Consider the following 26,326-nt stretch of genomic DNA (forward strand, 5'->3'; position numbering starts at 1 on the left):
GGAAGCGGCGCGAGTCAGCGCGGCGCGATGATGGCATGAGGCTGGGGCCTCGACCAATGGCCGAGACGCGGTCCGCCGCCCGCGCGGTGAGCGCGAGCGGCGGGTCTGTGGTCTAAATCCCGGAGCGCGCCCCGGATCAGGTCACCTTCAGGTACGAAGCGACCTGATCGTCGCTCAGGCTCTGCACCTGGCTCGCGGTCAGGGCGTTCGCCTGGGTGGTGGACAGCGACTCGATGTTGGTCGTCGAGAGGTAGTCCAGCTGGGTCGAGGTCAGGCCGGATAGCTGCGAAGCCTGCAGTTGGCCGATCTGGGTGGTGCTGAGCGTGGCCACGACCGTGGTCGACAGCGCGCCGAGCTGGGTGCTCGCCAGCGCCGCGATCTGGGTGTCGGCGAAGTCGGCCACGTCGGTCGAGGACAGACCCTTCAGCTGCGTCGCCGTCAGACCCTTGACCTGGGTCGTCGAGAGCGCGGCGGTCTGGGTGGCGTCCAGGTTCGACAGGTTGGTCGCCGACAGGGCCGCCAGTTGCAGGATGCTCAAGGCGGCGATCTGGGTGTCGATGAACTGTCCGACATCCGTCGAGCTCAGCGAAGCCAGCTGGGTCGTGGCGATGCCCTTGACCTGGGTGGAGTTCAGCGCCGCGATCTGGGTGCTGTCCAGGGTCGAGAAGGCCGTGGTGCTCAGCGCCCCCAGTTGAGCGCCGCTAAGCGCGCCGATCTGGGTGGTGGACAGCTGCGCCGCCTGGGTCGAGGCCAGGGCGGTGACCTGCGCGTTGGTCAGCGCGGCCACCTGGGTGTCGGCGAGTTCGCCGATGTCGGTGGTCGTCAGACCCTTCACCTGGTCGCTCGTCAGGGCCTTGACCTGGGTGGCGGTCAGGGCGCCCGTCTGGGTGGCGCTCAGAGCCGACAGGTTGGTCGTCGACAGCGCGTTCAGCTGGGCGGTGGTCAGGGCGGAGATCTGGGTCGCGCCCAGCTCGCCGATGTCCGTCGTCGTCAGCGCCTTGATCTGGTCGGTCGACATGCCCTTGATCTGCGTCGCCGACAGGATCGCGACCTGGGTCGCGTCCAGGGCCGAGAAGCCGGTCGTCGACAGCGAGCCGATCTGGGCCGCCGACAGCGCGCCGATCTGGGTGTCGGCCAGTTCGCCGATGTCCGTCGACGTCAGGCCCTTCAGCTGAGCCGCCGTCAGACCCTTGATCTGCGTCGAGTTCAGCGTCGCGACCTGGGTGCTGTCCAGGCTCGAGAAGCCGGCCGGCGTCATGCCCGCCAGTTGGGTCGAGCTCAGCGCCCCCACCTGCGTGTCCGCCAGGGCGGCGATGTTGGTGGAGGTCAGGCCGGCCATCTGGCTGGCCGTCAGGCCCTTGATCTGCGTCGTGGTCAGCGCGCCGATCTGGGTGTCGTTCAGCAGGCTGACATTGGTCGACGAGATCGCGCCCAGCTGGGTCGAGGTCAGGCCGCCGATCTGGGTGGTCGACAGTTCCTGCACCTGGGTCGAGGCCAGGGCGCCGATCTGAGCCGCCGACAGCGCGCCGATCTGGGTCGACGACAGCTCGTCGATATCCGTGACCGACAGGCCCTTCAGCTGCGTGGCGTTCAGCGCCTGGATCTGGGTGTTCGCCAGCGCCGAGACCTGGGTGCTGTCGAGGGCCGAGACGTTGGCCGCCGACAGTTGCTTCAGCTGATCCGCGGTGAGAGCCGCGATCTGGGTGGACGAGAACTCGGCGACGTCGGTCGTGGTCAGGGCCGCGATCTGGCTGGTCGCCAGGCCCTTGATCTGCGTCGCGTTCAGCGTCGCCACCTGGGTCTGGTTCAGGGCCGAGAAGCCGGTCGGGGTCAGCGCCCCCAGTTGGGTGCCCGTCAGGGCGCCGATCTGGGTGTCGGCCAGCTCGCCGATGTCCGTCGTCGTCAGGTTCTTCAGCTGGGTGACGGTCAGACCCTTCATCTGGGTCGTCGACAGCGCGGCGGTCTGGGTGGCGTTGAGCGCCGAGAAGGAGGTGGCGTTCAGCGAACCCAGCTGGGTCGCCGTCAGGGCGCCGACCTGGGTGTCGGCCAGTTCGCCGACGTCCGTCGTGCTCAGGGCGCCCAGCTGCGAGGTCGTCAGACCCTTGATCTGGGTTCCCGACAGGGCGCCGACCTGGGTGGCGTTCAGAGCCGAGAAGGCGCCGGCCGTCAGCGAGCCGACCTGGGTCGCCGTAAGGGCGCCGATCTGGGTCGTCGACAGCTGCGCCGCCTGGGTCGTGGCCAGGACGCCCAGCTGAGCGTTGGTCAGGGCGCCGATCTGGGTGTCGGCCAGTTCACCGATGTCCGTCGTCGACAGACCCTTGATCTGGTCGTTGGTCAGGCCCTTGACCTGGGTGGCCGACAAGGCCGCCGACTGCGTGCCCGACAGGGCCGACAGGTTGGTCGTCGACAGGTTCTTGATCTGATCGGCGGTCAGCGCGCCGACCTGGGTCGAGGACAGCTCGCCGATGTCCGTCGTCGACAGGTTCTTCAGCTGGTCTGCCGTCAGGCCCTTGATCTGGGTCGTCGACAGCGCGCCCACCTGGGTGCTGTCGAGCGCCGAGAAGCCCGTGGTCGAGAGCGCGCCGACCTGAGCGGCCGTCAGAGCGGCGACCTGGGTGGTCGACAGCTCGCCGACGTCGGTCGTCGTCAGAGCCTTCAGCTGGCTGGACGTAACGCCCTTGATCTGGGTCTCGTTCAGCGCGCCGACCTGAGTGGCGTTCAGGGCCGAGAAGGCGGTGGTCGACAGATTGCCGACCTGGGCGGCCGACAGCGCGGCCACCTGGGTGTCGGCCAGGTTGCCGACATTGGTCGTCGACAGGATCTGGACCTGGGCGTTCGTCAGACCCTTGACCTGGGTGGTCGACAGGGCGCCGATCTGCGTCGCGTTCAGCAGCGGCAGGTTGGTGGTCGAGATCGCGGCGATCTGCGTCGCCGAGAGACCGCCGATCTGGGTGGTCGACAGCTCTTGCACCTGGGTCGAGGCCAGGGCGCCGACCTGGATGGCCGACAGCGCGCCGATCTGGGTCGACGACAGCTCGTCGATGTCGGTGACCGACAGGCCCTTCAGCTGCGTGGACGTCAGAGCGCCGATCTGCGTGTTGCTGAGCACCCCGACCTGCGTGCTGGACAGGGCCGAAACGCTGGCCGCCGACAGGTTCTTCATCTGATCGACGGTCAGAGCGCCGATCTGAGTGGTCGACAGCTCGCCGACGTCGGTCGTCGACAGGTTCTTCAGCTGATCAGCCGACAGGCCCTTGATCTGGGTCGTCGACAGCGTGCCCACCTGGGTGGCGTCCAGGGCCGAGAAGCCCGTGGTCGACAGCGAGCCGATCTGCGAGGCGCTGAGGGCGCCGACCTGGGTCGTCGACAGCTCGCCGATGTCGGTCGTCGTCAGGTTCTTCAGCTGCGTGACCGTCATGCCCTTGACCTGGGTCTCGCTCAGCGCGGCGACCTGGGTCTGGTTCAGGGCCGAGAAGCCGGTGGTCGACAGCGCGCCCAGCTGGGTCGCGGTCAGCGCCGCGACCTGGGTGTCGGCCAGTTCGCCGACGTCGGTCGTGGTCAGGCTCTTCAGTTGGTCGGCGGTCAGGCCCTTGATCTGGGTCGCGCTCAGGGCGCTCACCTGGGTGGCGTCCCAAGCCGAGAACTTGGTCGCGCCGATCGCCCCGATCAGGGTCGAGCTCAGGCCCGAGATCTGGGTCGTGGTCAGGTCCTGGACGTTCAGCGCGGCCACCTGGGCCGCCGACAGCGCGGCCACCTGGGTGTCGGCCAGTTCGCCGATATCCGTGGTGCTCAGGCCAGCGATCTGCTGGGTGGTCAGGCCCTTGACCTGCGTGACCGTCAGCGCCGCCGACTGGGTGGCGTTCAGGGCCGACAGGTTGGTGGCCGAGAGGTTCTTGATCTGGTCGGCGCTGAGCGCGCCGATCTGGGTCGAGGACAGCTCGGAGACGTCGGTGGTCGACAGATTCTTGATCTGGTCGGCCGTGACGCCCTTGATCTGGGACGCCGACAGGGCGCCCACCTGGGTCTGGTTCAGGGCCGAGAAGCCGGTCGTCGACAGCGCGCCGATCTGGGCGGTCGACAGGGCCCCGAGCTGGGTCGTCGACAGTTCGCCGATGTCGGTCGTCGTCAGCGCCTTCAGTTGGCTGACCGAGACGCCCTTGATCTGGGTCTCGTTCAGCGCGGCGACCTGGGTCTGGTTCAGGGCCGAGAAGCCGGCCGAGGACAGGTTGCCCAACTGGGTCGCCGACAGGGCGCCGATCTGCGTATCGGCCAGGTTGCCGACATTGGTGGTCGTCAGACCCGCCAGCTGGCTGTTGGTCAGCCCCTTCAGCTGGGTCGTCGTCAGGGCGCCCATCTGGGTGGCGTCCAGCAGGCTGATGTTGGTCGAGCTGATCGAGCCGATCTGGCTCGCGGTCAGGCCGCCGATCTGCGTGGTCGACAGCTCCTGGACCTGGGTCGAGGCCAGGGCGCTCAGTTGGCCCGCCGAGAGCGCGCCGATCTGGGTCGACGACAGCTCGTCGATGTCGGTGGTCGACAGACCCTTAACCTGCGTGGCGTTCAGCGCCTGGATCTGGGTGTTGCTCAGGGCCGCGACCTGAGTCTGGTTCAGGGCCGAGATGTTGGCGGCCGACAGGTTCTTGACCTGGTCTGCGGTCAGGGCGCCGACCTGGGTGTCGGCCAATTCGCCGATGTCGGTGGTCGTCAGACCCTTGATCTGATCGGCCGTCAAACCCTTGATTTGCGTGGTCGAAAGGGCCGCCGACTGGGTGCCGTTCAGGGCCGAGAGGCCGGTCGACGACAGGAAGCCGACCTGAGCGGCGGACAGGGCGCCGATCTGGGTGTCGGCCAGTTCGCCGATATCCGTGGTCGTCAGGTTCTTCAGCTGCGACTGCGTCAGGCCCTTGACCTGGGTCGTCGACAGCGCGCTCACCTGGGTGGCGTCAAGCGCCGAGAAGGCCGTCTGCGACAGGGCGCCGACCTGGGACGAAGACAGGGCGCCGATCTGGGTCGTGGCCAGTTCGCCGACGTCGGCGGCCGACAGCGCGCCGATCTGGGCGCTGGTCAGGCCCTTGACCTGGGTCTCGCTCAGAGCGCCGACCTGGGTGGCGTCCAGCGCCGAGAAGTTGGCGGCCGAAAGCGACCCCACCTGCGTGGCGGTGAGTGCGCCAATCTGGGTGGTCGACAGAGTCTTGACGTTGGTCTGGCTCAGCGCGGCGATCTGCGAGGTCGCCAGGGCGCCGATCTGGGTGGCGGCCAGTTCACCGATGTCGGTGGTCGTCAGGCTCTGCAGCTGGGCCGTCGTCAGGCCCTTAAGCTGGGTCGTCGTCAGGGTGGCGACCTGGGTCTGGCTCAGGGCCGAGAAGCCCGTCGTCGACAGCTGCCCCAGCTGGGTCGCCGTCAGGGCCTGGACCTGCGTATCGGCCAGCTCGCCGATGTCGGTGGTGGTCAGGTTCTTGAGCTGATCGGCCGTCAGGCCCTTGATCTGCGTCGTCGTCAGGGACGCGGTCTGGGTCGCGTTCAGCGCCGAGACGCTGCCGGCCGTCAGCGAACCGATCTGAGCCGTCGTCAGCGACGACAGCTGGGTCGTCGACAGTTCACCGACGTCGGTGGTCGTCAGGCTCTTCAGCTGGTTGGCGGTGAGGCCCTTGACCTGGGTCTCGGTCAGGACCGCGACCTGGGTCTGGTTCAGGGCCGAGAAACCGGTCGTCGACAGCGCGCCAAGCTGGCTCGCCGACAGGGCGCCGACCTGGGTGTCGGCCAGATTGCCGATATTCGTCGTGGTCAGACCAGCCAATTGGCTGGTGGTCAGACCTTTGAGCTGGGTCGTGGACAGAGCGCCGATCTGCGTGGCGTCCATCAGGGTGACGTTGGTCGAGCTGATCGCGCCGACCTGGGTCGCGGTCAGGCCGCCGATCTGGGTCGTCGAGAGCTGCTGCACCTGGGTAGAGGCCAGGACGTTGACCTGGGCGGTCGTCAGAGCGCCCACCTGAGTCGACGACAGCTCGCCGATGTCGGTGGTCGACAGGCCCTTCACCTGCGTCGCGGTCAGCGCCGCGATCTGGGTGTTGGCCAGGACGCCGACCTGGGTCTGGCTCAGGGCCGAGACGTTGGCCGCCGACAGATTCTTGACCTGATCGGCCGTCAGGGCCGCGATCTGGGTGTCGGCGAGTTCGCCGATATCCGTGGTGGTCAGACCCTTGATCTGGTCGGGCGTCAGGGCCTTGACCTGGGTCGTCGACAGGGCCGCGACCTGCGTATTGGTCAGGGCCGAAACATTGGCGGAGCTGACATTCGCCAGCTGCGTGCCGGTCAGGGCCGAGACCTGGGTCGCCGCCAGCTCGCCGACGTCGGTGGTCGTCAGGGCCTTCAGCTGGGTGGCCGAAATCCCCTTGACCTGGGTCTCGCTGAGGGCGGCCACCTGGGTCTGGCTCAGGGCAGAGAACGCGGTGGTGCTCAGCGCGCCAACCTGCGCCGCGCTGAGCGCGCCGACTTGCGTGGTCGCCAGCTCGCCGATGTCTGTGGAGCTCAGGGCGGACAGTTGCTGGGTGGTCAGGCCCTTGATCTGGGTCTCGGACAGCGAACCGACCTGGGTGGCGTCCAGGGCCGAGAAGGCCGACGTCGTCAGGGCGCCCACCTGCGTCGCCGTCAGGGCGCCGAGCTGGGTGGTCGACAGTTGCGCGGTCTGGGTCGTGGCCAGGGCGGCCAGTTGCGAGTTGCTCAGCGCGCCAACCTGCGTGCCGGCCAGCTCGCCGATGTCGGTGGTCGTCAGACCCTTGATCTGGTCGGCCGTGACACCCTTCAGCTGGGTCGCCGACAGGGCGGCGACCTGGGTGTCGGCCAAGGCCGAGAAGTTGGCGGGCGTCAGGGCGGAGACCTGCGCGGCCGAAAGCGCCCCCACCTGCGCGGCCGAAAGCTCGCCGACGTCGGTGGTGGAGAGGGCCTTAACCTGGCTGGTGGTCAGGGCGCCGATCTGGGTCGTGCCGAGCGCGGCGACCTGGGTGCCATCGAGCGCCGAGAGCGCGGCGTTGCTGAGCGCGGCCAGGCGGTCGCCGGAGAGGGCGGCGACTTGGGTGCCGGCGAGCTCGCCGATGTCGGTGGTCGAAAGGCCCTTCGCCTGAGCGGTGGTCAGGCCCTTGATCTGGGTCTCGGACAGGGTCGCGACTTGCGTGTTGACCAGACCCGAGAAGTTGGTCGCCGACAGCGCCCCGATCTGGGTCGAGCTGAGGACGGCGATGTGCGAGGTGTCCAGCGACGCCAGTTGGGTCGAGGTGAGCGCGGAAACCTGATTGGTCGAAAGCTGCTGCAGCTGCGTGACATCGAAGGTCACCGACGTGGCGAACTTCGGGATCTGGGTCGCGGTGAGCGCCTTGACCTGCGTGGTGCTGAGAGCGGCGACCTGGGTGTTGGCGAGCGCGCCAATACCCGTCGCGCTGATCGCGGCGATCTGCGTTCCACTGAGGGACTGGATGTCCGTCGTCGACAAGCCCTGGATCGCGGTGATCGACAGGGCCGAAATCTGTCCGGCGGAGAGACTCGAGATCGCCATACATTCATCCTTGTTGATGAACGCGCCCCTTCGCGCGTCCGAAGCAACATGATGACGCCCCCCAACGCGAGCGCCTTAATCCAGCCACACTACGGCCCGACCCACGTAACCCTATTTCCTTTCCAAGTCGTTTCAACGAGACATGGAGCCGCAGACCAGATGCGCGCGTACACGCGCCTGGAAAGAGCGACGTTGCGGAACGTGAAATTCCGAAAAATCGTTACAAGACAAGGCGGGATGATAATCTTGGCGGCGCGGCGACTATGCCTGCTGAACCAAGATTCACCTAATAGGCGACTAATGCAGACGGCCTTTTGAGGCGTATTTCGCTGACGGGGGGCGGTTTTCGGCCACACGCGCGATTCGTGACGCCCCTCTACCCAGCCGGGAGCAATTCGAACTCGGCCGTCAGCCCATCCACCGAGGAGTTGGCGATCCAGACGTCGAAGACGCCCGGCTCGGCGATCCAATAGTCGTTGTCGCCCACGAACATCAGGTTCTGGCGCTTCAGGTCGAACCGCACCTCCCGCTCCGCGCCCGGGGCCAGGGACACCCGCTGGAAGCCCTTCAGCTCGCGGACCGGCCGGGTGCGGCTGGCGACGCGGTCGCGGATGTAGAGCTGGACGACATGCTCGCCGTGGAGGTCGCCGCTGTTCTTGACCTTGGCCGTCACGTGCAGCGTGTCGTTCCACTCCAGGCGCGGGGTCGACAGCTTCATGTCCGTGACGTCGAAGCGCGTGTAGGTCAGGCCGAAGCCGAACGGATAGAGCGCGTCGTTGCGGATCGAGCGCCACCGCGCCTTGTATTCCTGCGCGTTCGGATCGGCGGGCGCCGGGCGGCCGGTGGTGCGGCCGTTGTAGAAGAACGGCTCCTGGCCGCTGTCGATCGGGAAGCTGACCGGCAGGCGGCCCGAAGGGTTCACCGTCCCGAACAGCACGTCGGCCACCGCGTTGCCCATCTCGCTGCCCAGGAACCAGGTGGCCAGGATCGCCGGCGCGTCGCGGACCACGCCCTCCAGCTGGATGGCGCGACCGTGACGCAGCAGCACGACCACCGGCTTGCCGGTCGCGGCGATGGCCTCGGCCAGGCGCATCTGGACGGGCGGGATGCGGATGTCGGTGCGCGACTTGGCCTCGCCCGTCATGTCCTGGCTTTCGCCGACAGCCAGCAGGACGATGTCCGCGCCTTGCGCCGCGGCCACGGCGCGCTCGAACCCACCGGCGATCATGGCCTCCACGTCGCAACCGCGCTCGACGACCAGGCTGGCCGGATCGGCCAGCTGGGCGCGCAGGCCGCTGGCCAGGTCAACGTTCAGGCGGCGGTCGGCGAAGAAGCCGCCCCAGGCGCCCAGCACGTTGTCGCGGTCGTCGGCGAAGGGCCCGATCAGCGCCAGGCGCTTGCCGGCCTTGGGCAAGGGCAGCAGCGTCTTGTCGTTCTTCAGCAGCACGATCGAGCGCGCGCCCGCCTCGCGGCTCAGGGCCCGCATCGCCGGCGTGGCGGTGTGATAGGCCTCGGCCTTGGGATCCAGCGAGCGGTAGGGATTGTCGAAGAGGCCGATCGCCTCCTTCAGCGCCAGCACCCGGCGCACCGCCGCGTCGACCACCGCCAGGGGCACGGCGCCCGAGGCGACCAGTTCGGGCAGGTAGCGGATGTAGAGGCCGCTCTGCATGCTGATGTCGACCCCGGCCAGGATGGCCAGCCGCGCGGCGTCTCGGTCGTCGGCGGCGAAGCCGTGGGCCACCAGTTCCTGGTCGGCCGTGTAGTCCGAGATGACCACGCCCTTGAAGCCCCACTCCCCGCGCAGCACATCGGTCAGCAGGCGCTTGTTGGCGGTGGCCGGAACGCCGTTCACGTCGTTGAAGGCCGACATCACCGTCATGGCGCCGGCCGCGAACGCGGCCTGGAACGGCGGCAGGTGCACTTCGCGCAGGGTGGCTTCCGAGAGCTCGACCGAATTGTACTCCAGCCCCGCCGTCACCGCGCCGTAGGCGGCGAAGTGCTTGGGTGTGGCCAGCATGCTGTCGTCGGCCTTGAGGTCCTTGCCCTGGAAGCCGCGCACCCGAGCGGCGGCCAACACCTCGCCCAGGAAGACGTCCTCGCCCGAGCCCTCGGCGACGCGGCCCCAGCGCTGGTCGCGGGCGACGTCGACCATCGGCGCGAAGGTCCAGTGCAGGCCCGAGGCGGTGGCCTCGATCGCGGCGGCGCGGGCGGTGCGCTCGGCCAGGTGCGGGTCGAAGCTGGCGGCCTCGGCCAGCGGGATCGGAAACACGGTGCGGAAGCCGTGGATGACGTCGGCGGCGAACAGCAGCGGGATCTTCAGGCGCGAGCCCTCGACCGCGGTCTTCTGGGTCTCGAGCGCGGCCTGGGCGCCGACCCCGTTCATCAGCACGCCGATCCGGCCAGCCTGGAGCTCCGCCGTCAGGGTCTGGGCGTTGCGGATATTGACCAGCGGGTTCATGTCGCCAACCGGCGGCCGGATCATGTCGGCGAAGCACGACAGCTGGCCGGCCTTCTCCTCGATGGTCATCTGGGCCAGCAGGCCCTCGATGCGGTCCGAGGCGCGCGCGAAGGCGCGCGGGGTCGCCACGGCCAGGCCCGCCAAAGCCGCGCCCCCAGACAGGAAGGCGCGCCGGCTCGCCCCGGCGGGGGCGCCGTTCATCGTCTTCAAAGTCATGGAATCCCCCGGGGACGCTTCAACAGGCCGGCAAAATTGCCGCTAAAGCGTCCCCTTGCAACCAACTTGGCGGCGGCGCAACCGCGCTCGACTATTCGGCGGGGTGCAGCTGCGCCTCGGCCGGAACGCGCGCGGCGTTATAGGTCTCCAGGTCGAGGATCCCTTCCCGCTTGGCCACGACGGTCGGGACCAGGGCCTGGCCGGCGACGTTCACGGCGGTGCGGCCCATGTCCAGGATCGGATCGATAGCCAGCAGCAGGCCCGCGCCTTCCAGGGGTAGGCCCAGGGTCGACAGGGTCAGGGTCAGCATCACCGTCGCGCCGGTCAGGCCGGCGGTGGCCGCCGAGCCGATCACCGAGACGAAGACGATCAGGACGTAGTCCGACCAGACCAGGTGCACGCCGAAGAACTGGGCCACGAAGATCGCCGAGATCGCCGGATAGATGGCCGCGCAGCCGTCCATCTTGGTGGTCGCGCCGAACGGCACGGCGAAGGCGGCGTAGGCGCGCGGCACGCCCAGGCTGGTCTCGGTCACCGCCTCGGTCACCGGCAGGGTGCCGACCGACGACCGCGAGACGAAGCCCAGCTGGATCGCCGGCCAGGCCCCCTGGAAGAACTTCACGGGGTTCAGGCCGTTCAGGGCCAGGATCGTCGGGTAGACAACCAGCAGCACCAGGGTCAGGCCGACATAGATCGCGCCGGTGAACGCGCCCAGCTGCCCCAGGGTGGTCCAGCCGTACTGGGCCACGGCGTTGCCGAACAGGCCGACGGTGCCGATCGGCGTCAGGCGGATCACCCACCACAGCACCTTGCGCACGATCGCCAGGGCCGAGGCGTTGAACTTCAAGAAGGCCTCGCCCGCCTCGCCGACCTTCAGGGCCGCGACGCCAGTGACCAGCGAGATGACCACGATCTGCAGCACGTTGAACGACAGGCCCGTCGTGGCGGCGCCGTCGGCGATCTTGGTCGAGGCGGCCAGGCCGAGGACGTTGCTGGGCACCAGGCCGGTCAGGAAGTCCAGCCACGAGCCGTGGGTCTTGGGCGCCTTGGCGGCGGCGGCCTCGACCGTGGTGTGCAGGCCCGGTTGCAGGATCAGGCCCAGGGCGATGCCGATCAGCACCGCGATCAGGGCGGTGACCGCGAACCAGAACAGCGTCCGCCAGACCAGGCGAGCGGCGTTCTGCAGCTGGGCGATATTGGCGATGCTGGCGACGATGGCGGTGAACACCAGCGGCGGCACCAGCACGCGCAGCAGCTGGACGAAGATCGAACCGACCTGATGCAGGGTCTCGGCCAGGGCGTAGCCCGCCTGCCCTTCCGCCGGACCCAGGTTGCGCGCCAGCAGGCCCAGGCCCAGGCCCAGCGCCATGGCGACCAGGACCTGGATCCCGAACCCGCTGATGAAGCGGCTGCTCTTGGGCTGCGCGGCGGCCATGCTCGGTTCCTCGAAAAACTGAGCATTTAATGTCGTGTCCCGAGCTGGGAATTACGACCGCGACTTTCCTAAACGCCCCCTCAGGAAAACTGAAACGGCCGCTGTGCCTAAAGGCGCGGCAGCCACAGGCCGACGATGGCGAAAAGCCCGCCGGCCGCCGTCGCCAGCGTCGCGACCGTCAGCGCACCGGCCATGGCGAACCTGGCCAGCGCACCGCCCCGGTCGCGAGCCCGCAGATAGAGCTCCAGGATCGCCAGCGGCAGGAGCACGTGGGCGAAGGCCAGGAAGATGTCGAACGGACCATCGAACGCGTCTGTGTGGCCGACGGGTCCGCGGTTGGCGACGAACCACAGCATCATGCCCAGGCGGTAGAAGAACACGCCCAGCATCAGCACGAAGGCGCGCAGCGCCCAGCGCCGGTGGACGTCGAACCGCCGCTTCAAGGCGAACCTCAGCGCCAGGGCGGCGCAGGCCATCAGCAGCACCGCGTTCAGCGTGTTGCCGATCGCCATGTACGTCCCGGCCACCGCCCCGCGCGTGAAGGCGATGAAGAGACCCGAGCCGGCGATGGCGAAGGCCACGGCGATGAACACCCGCCCGTTCCAGCGGTGGAAGGCCGGCGCCCTGGCCCGCAGCGCCGGGACCAGCTGCATGGCGCCCAGGAAGGTCACGAACACCGCCAGCAGCAGGTGGACGCCCAGCGCCAGGTTCCCGGCCGCGTCGCCGCGATTGTAGCCGTGGCCGGCGGGCAGCACGGCGTTCCAGCGCTCCCAGTCGCCGGTCGCCGCCCCGACGCCGTACAGGCCGACGATATAGATCCCGAAGGCCCACAACCCCGCGACCAGGGCGACGAACCAGGCGGCGGCCGTGACGCTCAACGCCCGGGCGGCGGTCTTTTCCATGTCAGTGCTCATTCGATCGACGCATCCCTCGGCCACAAGGCTTAGGGCCGCGCCCACCCGATCGGCCATGACGCGCGGCGCCACGAACTTGACCCCAGCGATCACGCTGGTACCGCTCGGGACATGGGTAGCGTACAGACGCAGGCGACGGTGTCGGGCGGGTTCTTCAGGGCCCTGCTGGAGTTCGCGGCCTCGCTGGGCGCGGACCGCGAGGCCCTGCTGGCCGGCGCCGGCGTCACGCCGGACGCCTTCGCCGACCAGGACGCGCGCGTGCCCCTAGCGGCCTACAAGGCCCTCTACCGGACCGGAGAGGCCCTGACCGGCGAGCCCGCCTTGGCCCTCAAGTTTCCCGAGGCCACGCGCTTCGAGCAGATCTCGATCGTCGGCCTGATCTGCCAGTCGGCCGACACCATGGGCGGGGCGCTGAAACAGCTGAACCGCTTCTCGCGCCTGGTGGTCGAGGTCGACGGCGTCTCGGACGGCCCGCGCTTCCAACTGGTCCCACGCGAAGACGGCCTGTGGCTGATGGACCGCTGCACGGTCGACGACTTTCCGGAACTGGTCGAGGCGGCGCTGGCCCGCTTCACCTGCGAGATGGCCCGGCACTATCCGGACTTCACCTTCGTGCTGGCCGCGCACCTGACACGCCCTCGCCCGCCCCACGCCGCCGCGTACGCGCCGATCCTGCGCGCGCCGGTGACCTTCGGCGCGGCGTGGAACGCGCTGAAGATCGAGCCGGCCTGGCTGAACCTGGCGATCCACCGGCCCAATCGCTACGCCTTCGGCATGTTCAACGGCCACGCCGATGCGCTGCTGAAGAGCCTGGAGGAGTCCAAGACCACGCGCGGCCGGGTCGAGGCGCTGCTGATCCCCCTGCTCCACACCGGCGAACTGGCCATGGACGACATCGCCCGCGCGATGGGCCTGTCGCGCCAGACCCTCTATCGCCGCCTGAAGGCCGAGGGCGTGAGCTTCGACCAGGTGCTGGACGCCCTGCGCCGGCGGATGGCCGAGACCTATCTGGAAAAGCTGTCGGTCAACGAGACCGCTTATCTGCTCGGCTTTTCCGAGACCAGCGCCTTCTCCCGCGCCTTCAAGCGCTGGACCGGCGCCAGCCCACGCGGCCGCAAGGGCTAGGGCCAATCAACAATCAGCCTTGAGCCACCCAAAATCCGCCCTCCCCGGCGAAAGCCGGGGCCCAGATCGAACCCACGGGCGGTTCGACGGGATGGCGAAGCGAAAGGGCGCGTCAGCCCCCAACCTCTCTGGATGAATCTAGGCCCCGGCTTTCGCCGGGGAGACGGGGATGGGTCTGGCAGAAATGCTGAACGTCGACCGTCCTAGCTCTTCAGCTCCACCTTCACCGTCGTCGACAGGCCCGGCCGCAGGCGGGCGACGTCGGCCTGGCCGGGATCGAAGCGGATGCGCACGGGCACACGCTGGACGATCTTGGTGAAGTTGCCCGTGCCCGGCTCGAACGGCAGCAGCGAGAACTGCGAGCCCGAACCCGGCGCGAAGCTCTCGACGTGGCCCTTCAGCGCCTTGCCGCCCAGGGCGTCGACCTTGATCGCGGCCTCTTGGCCTGGAAGCATCCGCTCGACCTGGGTCTCCTTGAAGTTGGCGACCACATAGAGCGCCCTCACCGGCACGATGGTCATCAGCCGCGTACCCGGCTGGACATAGTCGCCGGGCTCGGCCTGGCGGTCGCCGACCACGCCGTCGATCGGCGAGACGATCACCGTGTGCGCCTGATCCTGACGGGCCAGCACCAGCGCCGCGTGGGCGCGGGCCACGGCGGCCTCGGCCTGGGCCAGGTTGGCCGAAAGCGTGGCGCGCTTGGCGGCGGTGACGGCGGCCTGGTCCTCGCTGACGGCCAGCTGGGCGCGGCTGCCCTCGGCGGCCGACTGGGCCCCGACGGCGGCGGCGCGGAAACGCTCGACGTCACGCCGGGCCACGGCCCCGCTGTCGGCGAGGTCCTCGTAACGCCTGCGGTCGGCCTGGGCGCGGACGTTCTCGGCGTCGGCGGCGGCGATGGCGGTCCGCGCCGCGCGGATGTTGGAGCCGGCCAGACGCTGCTCGGCGTCCAGCGAGATCAGGGCCGCGCGGGCGCTGGCGGCGGCGGCCTCGGCGTTACCGACATCGGCCTCGGCGGACGCGACGCGAGCGTCGAATTCCTCGGGATCGATGCGGACCAGCGGATCGCCGCGCTTGACCGTCTGATTGTGCCCGACCAGCACCTGGGCCACGAGGCCGCGCACCTTGGGCGCGACGCTGGAGCTGTCGGCCTGCAGATAGGCCGCGTCGGTCGAGACCGAGGCCTTGGGCATGGCGATCAGCGCCGCCCCGCCGGCGGCCACCACGATCGCCCCGCCCACGGCCAGCACCGTCTTGCGCGAGAACGGCGCCTTCCGGGCCTTGGCGGCGGGAGCCTCGACGGGGCCCTCCTTGCCAAGGCTGTCCTTGAACGTGGCGTCGGTCATTGGGCGGGCTCCAGGCCGAGGCGGCGCTTCAGGTGCGCGCGCGAGCGTTCGAGAATGGCGTCGGAGCGGCCGGGATCGGGCTCGGCCCGCGCGAGGGTCAAGGCCCCGACCAGCTCGGCCAGGGCCGAGCTGGCCTCGTCCTCGGCGTAATCGCGGCCCAGGGCGGCCAGGTGCGTGGCGATGATCCCCGTCAGGCGCGCCACGCCGCGCGCATAGCGTTCGCGCGAGGCCTCCGACAAGCGCGGCGCGTCCACCGCCAGATACGGCAGCGGGCAGCCGCCGGACCGCGAGTCGCGGTGTCGGGCCGAGAGATAGAAGTCGATATAGCCGGTCAGGGCCTGGCGCGGCGGTGCGTCCTTGACCTTCTCCAGCATGGCCGTCGGCCCGCCCTCGAACATGTGGGCGATGGCCTCGGCGACGAAGGCCTCCTTCGAGGGGAAGTGGGCGTAGAAGCCCCCGTGCGTGAGGCCCGCGCGAGCCATGACCCCGGCCACGCCCAGGCGGTGCGGCCCGTCCTCGCGGATGGCCCTGGCGGCCTCGTCCAGCACGCGCTGGCGAGTCTTGGCCTTGTGCTCGGCGTCATAGCGCATCTTGCTACTCCCGTTACATGACGCATATAATATTATAGTCATCATACTTTCAAGGGCGACCCATGAGCGGCGCGAACCTGCCTCCGATCGACCCGGGCGCCCTGCCCACCCGGACCAAGTTCCTGATCTTCGCGGTGATGGCGTTCGGCCAGTTCATGGCCCTGATCGACATCCAGATCGTCGCCGCGTCGCTGAACAGCGTGCAGGCGGGTCTCTCGGCCGGACCGGACGAGATCAGCTGGGTGCAGACCGGCTATCTGATGGCCGAGCTGGTGATGATCCCGTTCGCCGCCTTCCTGGCCCAGGCTCTGTCGACGCGCTGGCTGTTCGCCCTGTCGGCCGGCCTGTTCACCATCTCGTCGGCCCTATGCGGCGCGGCCTGGGACATCGACTCGATGATCCTGTTCCGGGTGCTGCAGGGCTTCACCGGCGGGGCCATGGTGCCGACCGTCTTCGCCACCGGCTTCGCGATGTTCTCCGGGCCGCAGCGGGCGATGATCCCGGCGATCCTGGGCATGGTCTCGGTCCTGGCCCCGACCCTTGGCCCCACGGTCGGCGGCTGGCTGACCGACGCCATCGGCTGGCGCTCGATCTTCTATATCAACATCGTTCCGGGCGCCCTGGTCACCCTGCTGGCCGTGGCCGTCATCAAGGTCGACCGCGCCAAGCCGTCGATGCTGAAGACCATCGACTACTCGCACCTCGTGGCCATGGCCGTGGCCCTGGGCGGACTGGAATACGTGCTGGAGGAAGGCCCGCGGAAGCAGTGGTTCGAAGACACGGGCATCGCCATCGTCGCCTGGGTGACGCTGGTCGCCTTCGCCCTGTTCATCGAGCGCTCGTTCCGGTCGGGCGGGCCGATCGTGCGGCTGTCGCCGTTCCGCAAACCGACCTTCGCCTTCGCCTGCGCCTTCAACCTGGTGATCGGCTTCGGTCTCTATGCCTCGACCTATCTGATCCCGGTGTTCCTGGGCCGGGTGCGCGGCTACGACAGCCTTGAGATCGGCACGACGGTCTTCGTCACCGGCATCGCCCAGATCCTGTCGACGGTGATCGCCGCGCGGCTGTCGACGCGGGTCGATCCGCGCCTCGTGGTCAGCGTCGGCCTTTCCCTGTTCGCCGCCGCTCTGTGGCTGACCTCGCACATGACCAGCCAGTGGGGCTTCATGGCCCTGCTGGGTCCGCAGGCCCTGCGGGGCTTCGCGATCATGCTGTGCATCGTGCCCAGCGTGACCCTGGCCCTGGGCGGGTTCGAGATGGCCGAGCTGCGCTACGCCTCGGGCCTGTTCAACCTGATGCGCAACCTGGGCGGGGCGATCGGCATCGCCGTGGTCAACACCTGGCTGGGCGACAACGCCCGCATCCACGCCGCCCGCTTCGGCGAGGCGCTGGGTGAGGCCGGCCGCTCGGGAACCGAGGCGCTCTCGACCCTCGCCGCCCGCATCGCCGAGCGCACGCCCGACGCCGCCCAGGCGGCGCTGATCATGCAGGGGGAACTGGCGAAAGTCGTCGGCCGCGAGGCGCTGACCCTGGCCTTCAACGACGTCTTCCGGGTGATGAGCATGCTGTTCCTGGCGGCCCTGGTCATGGCCCCGTTCTGCAAGCCCCCGCCCCTGGCCGGGGCCAAGCCGCCGCCGGATGCTCACTGAAAGGGTGCGCCCTGACAAAAAAACCCCGGGAGGACGGACCTCCCGGGGGTGCTTGCAGGTAGTTCCTTGAAGTCCTTCGAGGCTTAGTGGCCGCCGGCCACGCCTTCCTCGATCTCGTGCGTCGGAGCCTTCTTGGCCACGATCGCGAACCACAGGACGTAGACGTAGCAGACCAGCGGGGCGGCGAAGCCCATCGAGATCGAGCCGGTCAGCTCCTCGATCTTGGCGAAGGCCAGGGGCAGGAAGGCGCCGCCGACGATGGCCATGCACAGCAGGCCCGAGGTCGCCGAGGTCGGCGCCGAGGAACGCTGCAGGGTCAGGGTGAAGATGGTCGGGAACATGATCGAGTTGAACAGGCCGATCAGCAGGGCCGCGAAGGCCGGGATCAGACCGGTCGTCACCGGGGCCGAGGCCAGCAGCAGGTTGACCGTGCCGGCGTGGGCGGTCGGGGTCATGTCCTTGGTCAGGATCACCACTAGGCTGAGCGCGATGGCGCCGACGGCGACCAGGGCCAACAGGAAGTAGTCCTTGAACACCTTCAGCAGCGCCGAGCCGCTGAAGCGGCCGATCATGGCGAAGACCATGTAGAAGGTGGTCAGCTTGCCGGCCTGTTCCGACGGGATGTCCAGGATGCGGGTCTGCTCCAGGAACAGCAGCAGGTGCAGCGAGATCGCCACTTCCGCGCCGACATAGAGGAAGATGCCGATCGCGCCCAGGTTCGCCCACTTCGAGGTCAGGGCCGTGAAAGGGTTGACCAGGTGGCCGGTCTTCGGGGCGGCGTCGGTGATCTTCTGGCGGACCAGGAAGATCAGCAGGATGAACAGGGCCAGGCCCACGCCGATGGCGAAATAGACGTTCGAGACGAAGCCCAGAGCCTGTTCGCGCAGGACGTCGGTGATCACGATGTCCTTCTTGAAGATGTCGCCCTTCAGCAGGAAGTTCGCGCCGAACCACAGGCCGCAGGCCGCGCCCAGCGAGTTGAAGGCTTGCGACAGGTTCAGGCGGAACGACGACTCTTCGGGCTTGCCCATCGAGGCGATCAGCGGGTTGGCGGCCACCTGCAGCAGGGTGACGCCCGAGGCCATCACGAACAGGCCGACCAGGAACACGCCGAACACGTGCAGCTTGGCCGCCGCGATGGCGATGAAGCAGCCGGCGACGATGCCGCTGAGGCCGACCATAACCGACTTGGCGTAGCCGAACTTGGACAGGAACGCCGCCGAGGGCAGCGACATGATTCCGTAGGCGATGAAGAAGGCGAAGCCGGTCAGGCTGGCCTCGACGGGGCTCAGGGTAAAGACCGTCTTGAAGGTCTTCAGCAGCGGGTCGAGCAGGTTGGTGACCAGCGCCCAGATAAAGAACAGGCAGGTCACATAGACGACGGCCAGCTTGACGCCGTTACCCTTCGTCGTGGTCTTCGCGATCGCGGCGTCGGTCATCGGCCGACACCTCCGAGGTTGAACTTCAGCACCGCAATCACTGCACCACTCCCTAGTGACGATATTCGTGGAATCCGTCTTTGCGCGGACGCGCCATTCACCGGAAGCGTGACAACGTTGTCAACCAATTAGATTACTTTTGGCGGTCTGGAAGCGCTGCCACTGGAACCGAAGTTCTCCCCCGTCGCTAAGTCGAACGCGCAGGAGATGACGATGTCGGTTGTGGCGGTCCTGGTTATTTCGAGCTTCTTCGTTCTGGCGGCGATGGCCGGTCTCGCGGACGCCATCGTGCACTTCGCCTGCTGGAGCGTGAGTCGCCTGACGACTCCCCAGCCGGCCGCCGAGCCCGCTCAGCCGCCGACACAGGGAATCACCGCTTAGCGCCTGGCCCTCAGCGCGTGGGGAAGGCCCAAGCTCAGGCGGCGACCTTCCTGAGCACGGCGCGCTCGCCGCGTGGGACCTCGCGAGCGCCCGAGACGCCGTACTCGGCGTCCTCGCTGACCGCCCAGACGTCGTGGACGATCTCGCCGGCGATGATGTTCTCGGCCGTCAGCAGGCCGGTCATCATGGCGTGATCCTGGTTGTTGTACTTGTGCATGCCGTTGCGGCCGACCAGGTGCAGGCCCGGGAAGTGCATCTTCAGGTCCAGGCGGATCATCTTAATGTGCTCGGCATAGGCGTCGTCATAGACCGGATAGGCCTTGTGCTGGCGCACCACGCAGGCGTCGTGGACGTCGGCCGGATCCATCAGGCCGATCTTGCCGATCTCGCGCTTGGCCTGGGCGACCAGGTCCGCGTCGGAGGTGGTCCACAGGCCGTCGCCCTCGAAGCAGAAGTATTCCAGCCCCAGGCACGTCGAGACGTCGTCCGGGATCATCTCGGGCGACCACGAGCGGAAGTTCTGCACGCGGCCGACCTTCAACGACGGGTCGTGGATGTAGATCCAGTTGTCCAGCAACACCTTCCGCGACGGGCCGATCAGCACCACGGTGATGAAGTCGCGGTACATCAGTTCGCCGGCGTGGAACACGCTGATCGGGGTCGGGCTGACCGCCTGCATCAGCTCGCGGATGGGCGCCGAGGAAACCACGTCGTCGGCCGTGTAGATCTCCGTCTCACCATCGGCGCAGGTCACCGAGACCGTCCAGATCTTGGCCAGCTTGTCGTAGTGCAGGCCGTCGACCTTGCGGCCCATGCGCACGTCGCCGCCCAGGGCCAGGATCTTGTCGGCGCAGGCCTCCCACATCATGCCGGGACCCTTGCGGGGATAGCGGAAGCGCTCGATCGGGGTCTTGGGCGCGCCCTGCCCGCTCGACTTGGCGCGGACGCCCAGCGAGCGCTTGACGCCGTCGATGATCGCCGCGCCCAGGTCCAGACCCTTGATGCGCTGGCTGGCCCAGTCGGCCGAGATCTCGTCGCAGCTCATGCCCCACACCTTCTCGGTGTAGGTCTTGAAGAAGATCGAGAACAGCGTCTCGCCGAATTGGTTGCGGACCCACTCGTGGAAGGTGGCCGGCTTGTCGATCGGCCTGACCTTGGCCCAGCCGAACGAGGCCATGCACTTGGCCGCCGTCCAGACGCCCAGATTGGCCAGGGCCTCGAAGGCCTTCAGCGGATAGGCGTAGAACTTCTCGCGGTAGTAGATCCGCGACAGGCGCGGCCGGTCGATGAAGTCGTCGGGCAGGATCTCGTTCCAGAGGTCGACGATCTCCTGGCTCTTCGAGAAGAAGCGGTGACCGCCGATGTCGAACTTGAAGCCCTTGTAGTCCACGGTCCGGCTGATGCCGCCGACATAGGTCGGGTCCATCTCCAGCACGGTCACCTCGCGCCCGGCCTTGGCCAGGGCATAGGCGGTCGTCAGGCCGGCCGGACCGGCGCCGATCACCAGGGTTTCCACGTGCTGCGCCATCCGCGCCCCTCCAAATCGCGTTTCGACACGAGGATGGGGCGGGATGGTTAAGGTCGGCTCCTCGCGCTTGGTGAATCGCGATTAATCGTGAATGCGGGACGATCGGTCGCGGGCTCGCCGCTTCACCTCCCCCCAGAGGAAAGGCGATCGCGCAGCGGTCCGGTGTGCCCCGCGTCGCTCGCGGAACCTCCCCACCAAGTCGTGCAGTCGACTTTACCTGCATCCTTCCACCGACGAGGCGCGTTGTGACGCTGAGGGACCTTCACTGGCGAGGATAGAAAAAATGCCCCGTCTCATCATCATCGGCCTGGCTGTCGGCGCCATGGCGATTCCGGCCGTCATGGCCCCCACCGACGCCAGCGCCGCGACGTGCCGCAGCCGCAAGGCCACCGGGACCGTGATCGGCGGCCTGGGCGGCGCCCTGGTCGGCAACGCGATCTCCAAGGGCGGCGGCGGTCTGCTGATCGGCGGCGTCGGCGGCGCCCTGGTCGGCCGCGAGATTGGCAAGAGCGGCTGCCATCGCACCCGCACGGCCTATTACAGCTCCGGCTCCGGCGCGCGCGGCGCGTCCTACCAGCCGTCCCAGCCCGCGCCGGTGCGGCAGGTCTATTACGACCACATGGGCAATCCGGTCGCCAGCGGCCAGGTCCAGAACGGGACCTTCCAGCAGGTCTCCGCGCCGGTCAGCGGCGGCGTCTGCCGCGACGCCAACATCTCGTACTACGACGACCGCGGCCAGCTGAACCAGCGCGCCGTCCAGATCTGCCCCCGCTAAGACGCTAAGAACAGACGGAAATCAAAACATGATCCGCAAACCCGTGATGGCCGTCGCGGCCCTCGCCGTGCTCGGTCTGGCCGCCTGTGGCGACCGTCACGACGGCATGGCCAACCCCAAGATCTGCACCGACTTCAAGGCCGCGCCCAGCGTGACGGCCGCGAGCGATCCGTCGACGCCCGTCGAGGAATGCACGCGCCGCTGGGCCTACAGCCTGGCCGGCTCGAGGGACAGCGCCGAGGTGGTGTCCGACGCCGTGGTCGCCGCCTGCGCCGCCCAGCTCAGCAAGTGGAACCAGGCCTCGCTGGGCCAGGCCGCGCCGAGCGCTGGCGAGCAGGCGCTGAGCCTGACCACCGGCCAGCCGACCAACCCGCTGGCCGAGCACAGCGCCTTCGCCCAGGGCCGCGCCCTGTTCTACGTGGTCCAGGCCCGCGCGGGCCGGTGCAGCCCGCCGCCCGTCAAGAACGGGGTTCCGGAAGGACTCTAGGACTCGTCATCTCCCTGTGGCAGGGTCGGAGGCGGACACCGCTCCACATCGGGCACGCGCACCGCCGCCCCTGCCCTCCTGCTCTTCCACGGGGAGACCGCGAGCGATGACCGCATCGATCTCGAACATCACGTTCGGCCGCCTGGCCGCGTCCGCCTTCACGCGCGACATCCAACTAGCCCACGCCTTCTACCGCGACGTGCTGGACTTCGAAAAAACCTTCCAGAACGGCGACCCGGTCGGCTTCATGATCCTGGAGAAGGACGCGGCCGAACTGCACCTCAGCCTCGTCAGGGACCACCACCCCTCGACCACCAATATCGCCCATCTGATGGTCGATAACGTGGACGCGCTGCACGACCGTCTGGTCGCCGCCGGCGTCAGGATCATCAAGTCGCTGGCCGACAAGGACTACGGCCTGCGGGCATTCGTCTTCGCCGACCCGGACGGCAATCGCATCGACGTCGGCCAGCCGACGACGCCCGCCGCGCCGCCGCGTTTCGCGAAGCGCAACATGGCCGGGGCGACCTTCGACGACGTGAACCTGGCGAACGCGGTGTTCGGCGACGTCAATCTCGCCGGCGCGCGCCTGGCCAACGTCAATCTCAGCGGCGTCTCGATCGACGACGCCAGGATCGACGGCCTGACCCTCTTCGGCATGGACATCCAGGCCCTGATCCGGGCCGAACTGGCCCGGCGACGCGGCGACTAGCCTTTGGCGGCGCGCTCCCATTCCAGAAACTCGGGGGTCTCCAGCAGGCGCTCGGCATAGGCGCCGGCCGCGCCGGCGTCGCCGTAATCCGACAGATGGATCTCGTAGGTGCGGAAGCGCGTCGCCACCGGCGTGTAGAACGCGTCGGCGATCGACCACTCGCCCAACAGGAACGGCCCGCCCGAGCGGTTGAGCAGCTGGTTCCAGCGCTCGACGATCTTGCGGACGTCCTTCTGGGTGGCCTCGGAGATGTCCAGCTTGCGCGGCGCCTCGTTCAGCGCCATCGGGCACTCGCCGCGCAGCGATTGGAAGCCCGAATGCATCTCGGCGGCCGCCGAACGGCCCAGGGCGCGCAAGGCCGGATCGGTCGGCCACAGCTTCGCGTCCGGAAACGTCTCGGCCAGGTATTCGCAGATCGCCAGCGAGTCCCAGACCACCAGGTCGCCGTCCTTCAACGCGGGCGCCAGCTTGCTGGGCGAATGGGCGGCGATATCGGCCGTGGTCGCGTCGCCCCGGCGCAGCGCGATCTCGATCTCCTTGAACGAAGCGCCCGTGCGCTTCAGCGCCAGCCACGGGCGCAGCGACCAGGTGGACCAGGCCTTGGTGCCGATCACGAGTTCCATGACGCTCTCCTCAACGGGCGCAAATGCCGGATGGCCTTGGGCCTTAGCCTGCGTCTAAGGTGGCCTCAACGATTAGAACAAATGTTCGAGGGAGTGAGCCCATGGCGAAGGACGCGATCCCGTCCCCGGTCATCAACCCCGTGTCGACGGGTTATCGTCGCTACGCCCTGTGGGTGCTGCTGATCATCTACACCCTGAACTTCCTGGACCGGCAGGTGGTCAACATCCTGGCCGAACCGATCAAACGCGACCTTGGCCTGGCCGACTGGCAACTGGGCATGATGACCGGCCTGGCCTTCGCCGTGTTCTACACCGTGCTGGGCATCCCTATCGCGCGGATGGCCGAGACGAAGAACCGGCCCTTCATCATCGGCGCCTCGGTCGCCGCCTGGAGCGCCTTCACGGTGCTGTGCGGCTTCACCCAGAACTTCTGGCAGCTGATCCTGGCGCGGATCGGCGTGGGCGTCGGCGAGGCCGGCTGCACCCCGCCTGCCCACTCGCTGATCACCGACTACGTGCCCAAGGAGAAGCGGGCCAGCGCCATCGCCTTCTATTCGATCGGCACGCCGCTGGGCACGCTGGCCGGCATGGCCATGGGCGGATTGATCGCCGACGCCTACGGTTGGCGCGTCGCCTTTATGGTCGCCGGCGCGCCGGGCGTGCTGTTCGCCCTGGTCGCGGCCTTCACCCTGGTCGAGCCCCGCAAGCAGATGGCCGCCGAGATGGCGGCCCGCGCGCGCTCGCAAATCAGCTTCGCGGCGGCCTTGGCGGTGCTGGCGACCAAGAAGACCTTCTGGCTGGTGGCCCTGGCCGCCTCGATCAAGGCCTTCATCGGCTATGGCCACGCGCCGTTCACCGCGTCGTTCTTCTTCCGCAACCACGGGCCCGAGCTGGCCCAGCTGGCAGCGATGTTCGGCCTGAAGTCGGCGGGCTTCCTGGGCCTGGCTCTGGGGCTGGTCGGCGGCACGGCCGGCATGATCGGCGCCTGGCTGGGCGGTGTCTTCGCCGACCGCCTGGGCGCCAAGGACCTACGCGCCTACGTCACCGTGCCGGCGATCGCCTCGCTGATCACCATCCCGATCTACATCGCCGCCGTCAGCCACCCGGCGCCGATGACCGCCATCGGCTTGCTGGCCATCAACGCCCTGCTGGCCACACTGTGGTACGGCCCGGTCTACGCCACGGCCCAAAGCATCGTCGACCCGGCCCTGCGGGCGACGGCCTCAGCCGTGCTGCTGCTGATCATCAACCTGATCGGCCTGGGCCTCGGCCCGCTGGCCGTGGGTCTGCTCAGCGACGTGCTGGCTGGCCATGTCGGCCTCGGAGAAGCCCAAGGCGTGCGTTGGGCGCTGATCGTCTCGGCCACACTGGGCCTGGCCGCCTTCGCTCTGTTCTGGGCGGCGCGGAACAGCATCCGCGAGGAGATGGTGGCCTGACGAAGCGCCCCCGCGCCGCGGCGTAGGGCCTTCGGAAATAGCCCCTGGCGCTTTGCCTTCCGCTCCGTCACAGTCCCCTCAAAGATTAGAACAAATGTTTGAAGGGAGAGAGTCAGGATGGCCGACGCGCGTGCGTCCGGCGGCGATCGGCCGCTTTACTCAAATGGCTACAAGGCCGCGGTGCTGGGGCTCCTGCTGGCCACCTACACCTTCAACTTCATCGACCGGACGATCATCGCCACCATCGGTCAGGCGATCAAGGTCGACCTCAAGCTGACCGACACCCAGCTGGGCCTGCTGGGCGGGCTCTATTTCGCCCTGCTCTACACCCTCCTGGGCATCCCGATCGCGCGGCTGGCCGAGCGCTGGAACCGGGTGACCATCATCTCGGTGTCGCTTGTGATCTGGTCGGGCTTCACGGCCCTGTGCGGCGCGGCCGCCAACTTCGGCCAGTTGGCCCTCTACCGCTTCGGCGTGGGCGTCGGCGAGGCCGGCTGCTCACCGCCCAGCCACTCGCTGATCAGCGATTATTACGAGCCCAAGAAGCGCGCCTCGGCCCTGTCGATCTACTCGTTCGGCATCCCGCTGGGCACCATGTTCGGCGCGGTGGCCGGCGGCTGGCTGGCCCAGGAGTTCAGCTGGCGCGTCGCCTTCGTCATCGTCGGCCTTCCGGGCCTGCTGCTGGCTCTGATCGTCAAGCTGGTGGTCAAGGAGCCGCCGCGCGGCCATTCCGAGATCGTCGAGCGGCCGCTGGAGGCCGAAGACGTGGTGGTGGAGCCCGCGCCCAAGCCGGCCTTCTCGATGGCCAACGAGTTCGCCGAACTGTGGGCTGTCACCAAGATTCTGTTCGGCAAGTGGCCCGTGCTGCACATGGTGCTGGGCGTCACCATCGCCTCGTTCGGCTCCTATGGGTCGGGCGCGTTCGTACCGCCCTACTTCGTGCGCACCTATGGCCTGGGTCTGGCTCAGGTGGGTCTGATCGTGGGCCTGATCGGCGGCTTCTCGGCCGGGGTTGGCACCTTGGTCGGCGGCTTCCTGACCGATTGGGCCGGCAAGAAGAACGTCAAGTGGTACGCCCTGACCCCCGCCATCGGCCTGATCGTCGCCACGCCGATCTATATCGCCGCCTATCTGCAGACCAGCTGGCAAACCACCGCTCTGATCCTGCTGGTCCCCGGGATCTTCCACTACACCTATTTGGCACCGACCTTCGGCGTGGTGCAGAACTCGGTCGAGCCACGCCGCCGGGCGACGGCGACGGCCCTGCTGTTCTTCTTCCTGAACCTGATCGCCCTGGGCGGCGGGCCGGTCTTCACCGGCTGGTTGATCGATCACCTGGCGCAATTCAACTTCAACCATCCGGGCTCCAGCGGCCTGCTACACGCCCTGGGCGGCTCCTTCAGCGACCCCGGCGCCCAGAGCTTCTCGGCCAGCTGTCCCGGCGGCCTGGCGCCCAAGGGCTCCGCGCCTGAACTGGCCAAGGCTTGCGCCGGGGCCATGGCCCGCTCGACCCAGCAGGGCATCATCGTGTCGCTGTGCTTCTACGCCTGGGCCGGCGTCCACTACGGCCTGGCCGCGATCGGCCTGGCCAAGCACATGCGCGAGAGCGCCGGGACCAAGTAATAAGCCTCTTCCCTTGACTCCGGGGGCGGTCGGGCCGAAACGGCCG

18 protein-coding genes are annotated in these 26,326 nt (G+C 68.3%); 8 read left to right on the forward strand and 10 right to left on the reverse strand.

All coding sequences use genetic code 11. From position 1 onward, the window contains the following. Positions 1-136: 136 nt before the first annotated feature. The 4 genes from MZV50_RS19740 to MZV50_RS19755 all read right to left on the reverse strand — a co-directional run bounded on the left by MZV50_RS19740 (position 137) and on the right by MZV50_RS19755 (position 12,557). Complete coding sequence (locus tag MZV50_RS19740; RefSeq protein WP_252630978.1) at positions 137-7,546, reverse strand: ice nucleation protein; 7,410 nt, start codon at positions 7,544-7,546, stop codon at positions 137-139. A 376-nt stretch (positions 7,547-7,922) separates the two neighbouring features. After that, a complete protein-coding gene (locus MZV50_RS19745; protein ID WP_252630979.1) occupies positions 7,923-10,220 on the reverse strand; it encodes a glycoside hydrolase family 3 N-terminal domain-containing protein in 2,298 nt (765 codons plus the stop codon). 91 nt (positions 10,221-10,311) lie between these two features. Beyond that, a complete protein-coding gene (locus MZV50_RS19750) occupies positions 10,312-11,655 on the reverse strand; it encodes a dicarboxylate/amino acid:cation symporter (protein ID WP_252630980.1) in 1,344 nt (447 codons plus the stop codon). A gap of 107 nt (positions 11,656-11,762) precedes the next feature. Further along, on the reverse strand, positions 11,763-12,557 hold the full coding sequence (locus MZV50_RS19755; RefSeq protein ID WP_252630981.1) for a DUF2306 domain-containing protein: 795 nt from the start codon (positions 12,555-12,557) through the stop codon (positions 11,763-11,765). A gap of 123 nt (positions 12,558-12,680) precedes the next feature. On the opposite strand from MZV50_RS19755, the gene MZV50_RS19760 reads away from it, so the two are divergent. Then, positions 12,681-13,694 carry an AraC family transcriptional regulator gene (locus MZV50_RS19760; protein WP_252630982.1) on the forward strand — a complete coding sequence of 338 codons (1,014 nt, stop codon included), beginning with the start codon at positions 12,681-12,683 and terminating at the stop codon, positions 13,692-13,694. Between the two features lie 203 nt (positions 13,695-13,897). Here MZV50_RS19760 and MZV50_RS19765 read toward each other — a convergent pair whose 3' ends face one another. Both MZV50_RS19765 and MZV50_RS19770 read right to left on the reverse strand, forming a co-directional pair. Beyond that, the gene (locus MZV50_RS19765; protein ID WP_252630983.1) at positions 13,898-15,037 is read right to left on the reverse strand and encodes an HlyD family secretion protein; all 1,140 of its coding nucleotides are present in this window, start codon (positions 15,035-15,037) and stop codon (positions 13,898-13,900) included. Beyond that, positions 15,034-15,627, reverse strand: a complete 594-nt coding sequence (locus MZV50_RS19770) for a TetR/AcrR family transcriptional regulator (protein WP_252630984.1) — start codon at positions 15,625-15,627, stop codon at positions 15,034-15,036. The genes MZV50_RS19765 and MZV50_RS19770 overlap by 4 nt, the downstream gene beginning before the upstream one ends. Positions 15,628-15,689: 62 nt before the next feature. Here MZV50_RS19770 and MZV50_RS19775 point away from each other — a divergent pair, with 62 nt between their 5' ends. After that, the gene (locus MZV50_RS19775; protein WP_252630985.1) at positions 15,690-17,276 is read left to right on the forward strand and encodes a DHA2 family efflux MFS transporter permease subunit; all 1,587 of its coding nucleotides are present in this window, start codon (positions 15,690-15,692) and stop codon (positions 17,274-17,276) included. A gap of 83 nt (positions 17,277-17,359) precedes the next feature. Here the strand turns inward: MZV50_RS19775 and MZV50_RS19780 are convergent, their stop codons facing one another. Beyond that, positions 17,360-18,715, reverse strand: a complete 1,356-nt coding sequence (locus tag MZV50_RS19780; protein WP_252630986.1) for a sugar MFS transporter — start codon at positions 18,713-18,715, stop codon at positions 17,360-17,362. Further along, the gene (locus MZV50_RS26750; RefSeq protein ID WP_436792231.1) at positions 18,712-18,756 is read right to left on the reverse strand and encodes a hypothetical protein; all 45 of its coding nucleotides are present in this window, start codon (positions 18,754-18,756) and stop codon (positions 18,712-18,714) included. The genes MZV50_RS19780 and MZV50_RS26750 overlap by 4 nt, the downstream gene beginning before the upstream one ends. Before the next feature lie 172 nt (positions 18,757-18,928). Here MZV50_RS26750 and MZV50_RS19785 point away from each other — a divergent pair, with 172 nt between their 5' ends. Continuing rightward, positions 18,929-19,096 carry a hypothetical protein gene (locus MZV50_RS19785; RefSeq protein WP_252630987.1) on the forward strand — a complete coding sequence of 56 codons (168 nt, stop codon included), beginning with the start codon at positions 18,929-18,931 and terminating at the stop codon, positions 19,094-19,096. 34 nt (positions 19,097-19,130) lie between these two features. On the opposite strand, the gene MZV50_RS19790 is transcribed toward MZV50_RS19785, so the two are convergent. Next, the gene (locus MZV50_RS19790) at positions 19,131-20,624 is read right to left on the reverse strand and encodes an NAD(P)/FAD-dependent oxidoreductase (protein WP_252630988.1); all 1,494 of its coding nucleotides are present in this window, start codon (positions 20,622-20,624) and stop codon (positions 19,131-19,133) included. Between the two features lie 283 nt (positions 20,625-20,907). On the opposite strand from MZV50_RS19790, the gene MZV50_RS19795 reads away from it, so the two are divergent. From MZV50_RS19795 to MZV50_RS19805, 3 genes are all read left to right on the forward strand, one after another. Then, positions 20,908-21,399, forward strand: a complete 492-nt coding sequence (locus MZV50_RS19795; RefSeq protein WP_252630989.1) for a hypothetical protein — start codon at positions 20,908-20,910, stop codon at positions 21,397-21,399. A 28-nt stretch (positions 21,400-21,427) separates the two neighbouring features. Next, positions 21,428-21,886: a hypothetical protein gene (locus MZV50_RS19800; protein ID WP_252630990.1), complete on the forward strand. Its 459-nt coding sequence runs from the start codon at positions 21,428-21,430 to the stop codon at positions 21,884-21,886. Positions 21,887-21,992: 106 nt separating this feature from the next. Next, positions 21,993-22,598 carry a VOC family protein gene (locus MZV50_RS19805; protein ID WP_252630991.1) on the forward strand — a complete coding sequence of 202 codons (606 nt, stop codon included), beginning with the start codon at positions 21,993-21,995 and terminating at the stop codon, positions 22,596-22,598. Here MZV50_RS19805 and MZV50_RS19810 read toward each other — a convergent pair. Further along, positions 22,595-23,221: a glutathione S-transferase family protein gene (locus MZV50_RS19810; protein WP_252630992.1), complete on the reverse strand. Its 627-nt coding sequence runs from the start codon at positions 23,219-23,221 to the stop codon at positions 22,595-22,597. The two genes, MZV50_RS19805 and MZV50_RS19810, sit on opposite strands and share 4 nt — an antisense overlap. A gap of 101 nt (positions 23,222-23,322) precedes the next feature. Between MZV50_RS19810 and MZV50_RS19815 the strand changes: the two genes are divergently transcribed. Then, complete coding sequence (locus MZV50_RS19815) at positions 23,323-24,657, forward strand: spinster family MFS transporter (RefSeq protein WP_252630993.1); 1,335 nt, start codon at positions 23,323-23,325, stop codon at positions 24,655-24,657. A 117-nt stretch (positions 24,658-24,774) separates the two neighbouring features. Next, entirely contained in the window at positions 24,775-26,280 is a 1,506-nt protein-coding gene (locus tag MZV50_RS19820; RefSeq protein WP_252630994.1) for a spinster family MFS transporter, read from the forward strand. The last annotated feature ends 46 nt before the right edge of the window (positions 26,281-26,326 follow it).

Origin of the sequence: Caulobacter segnis (genome assembly GCF_023935105.1) — a bacterium.
Taxonomy (GTDB): Bacteria; Pseudomonadota; Alphaproteobacteria; order Caulobacterales; family Caulobacteraceae; genus Caulobacter; species Caulobacter segnis_B.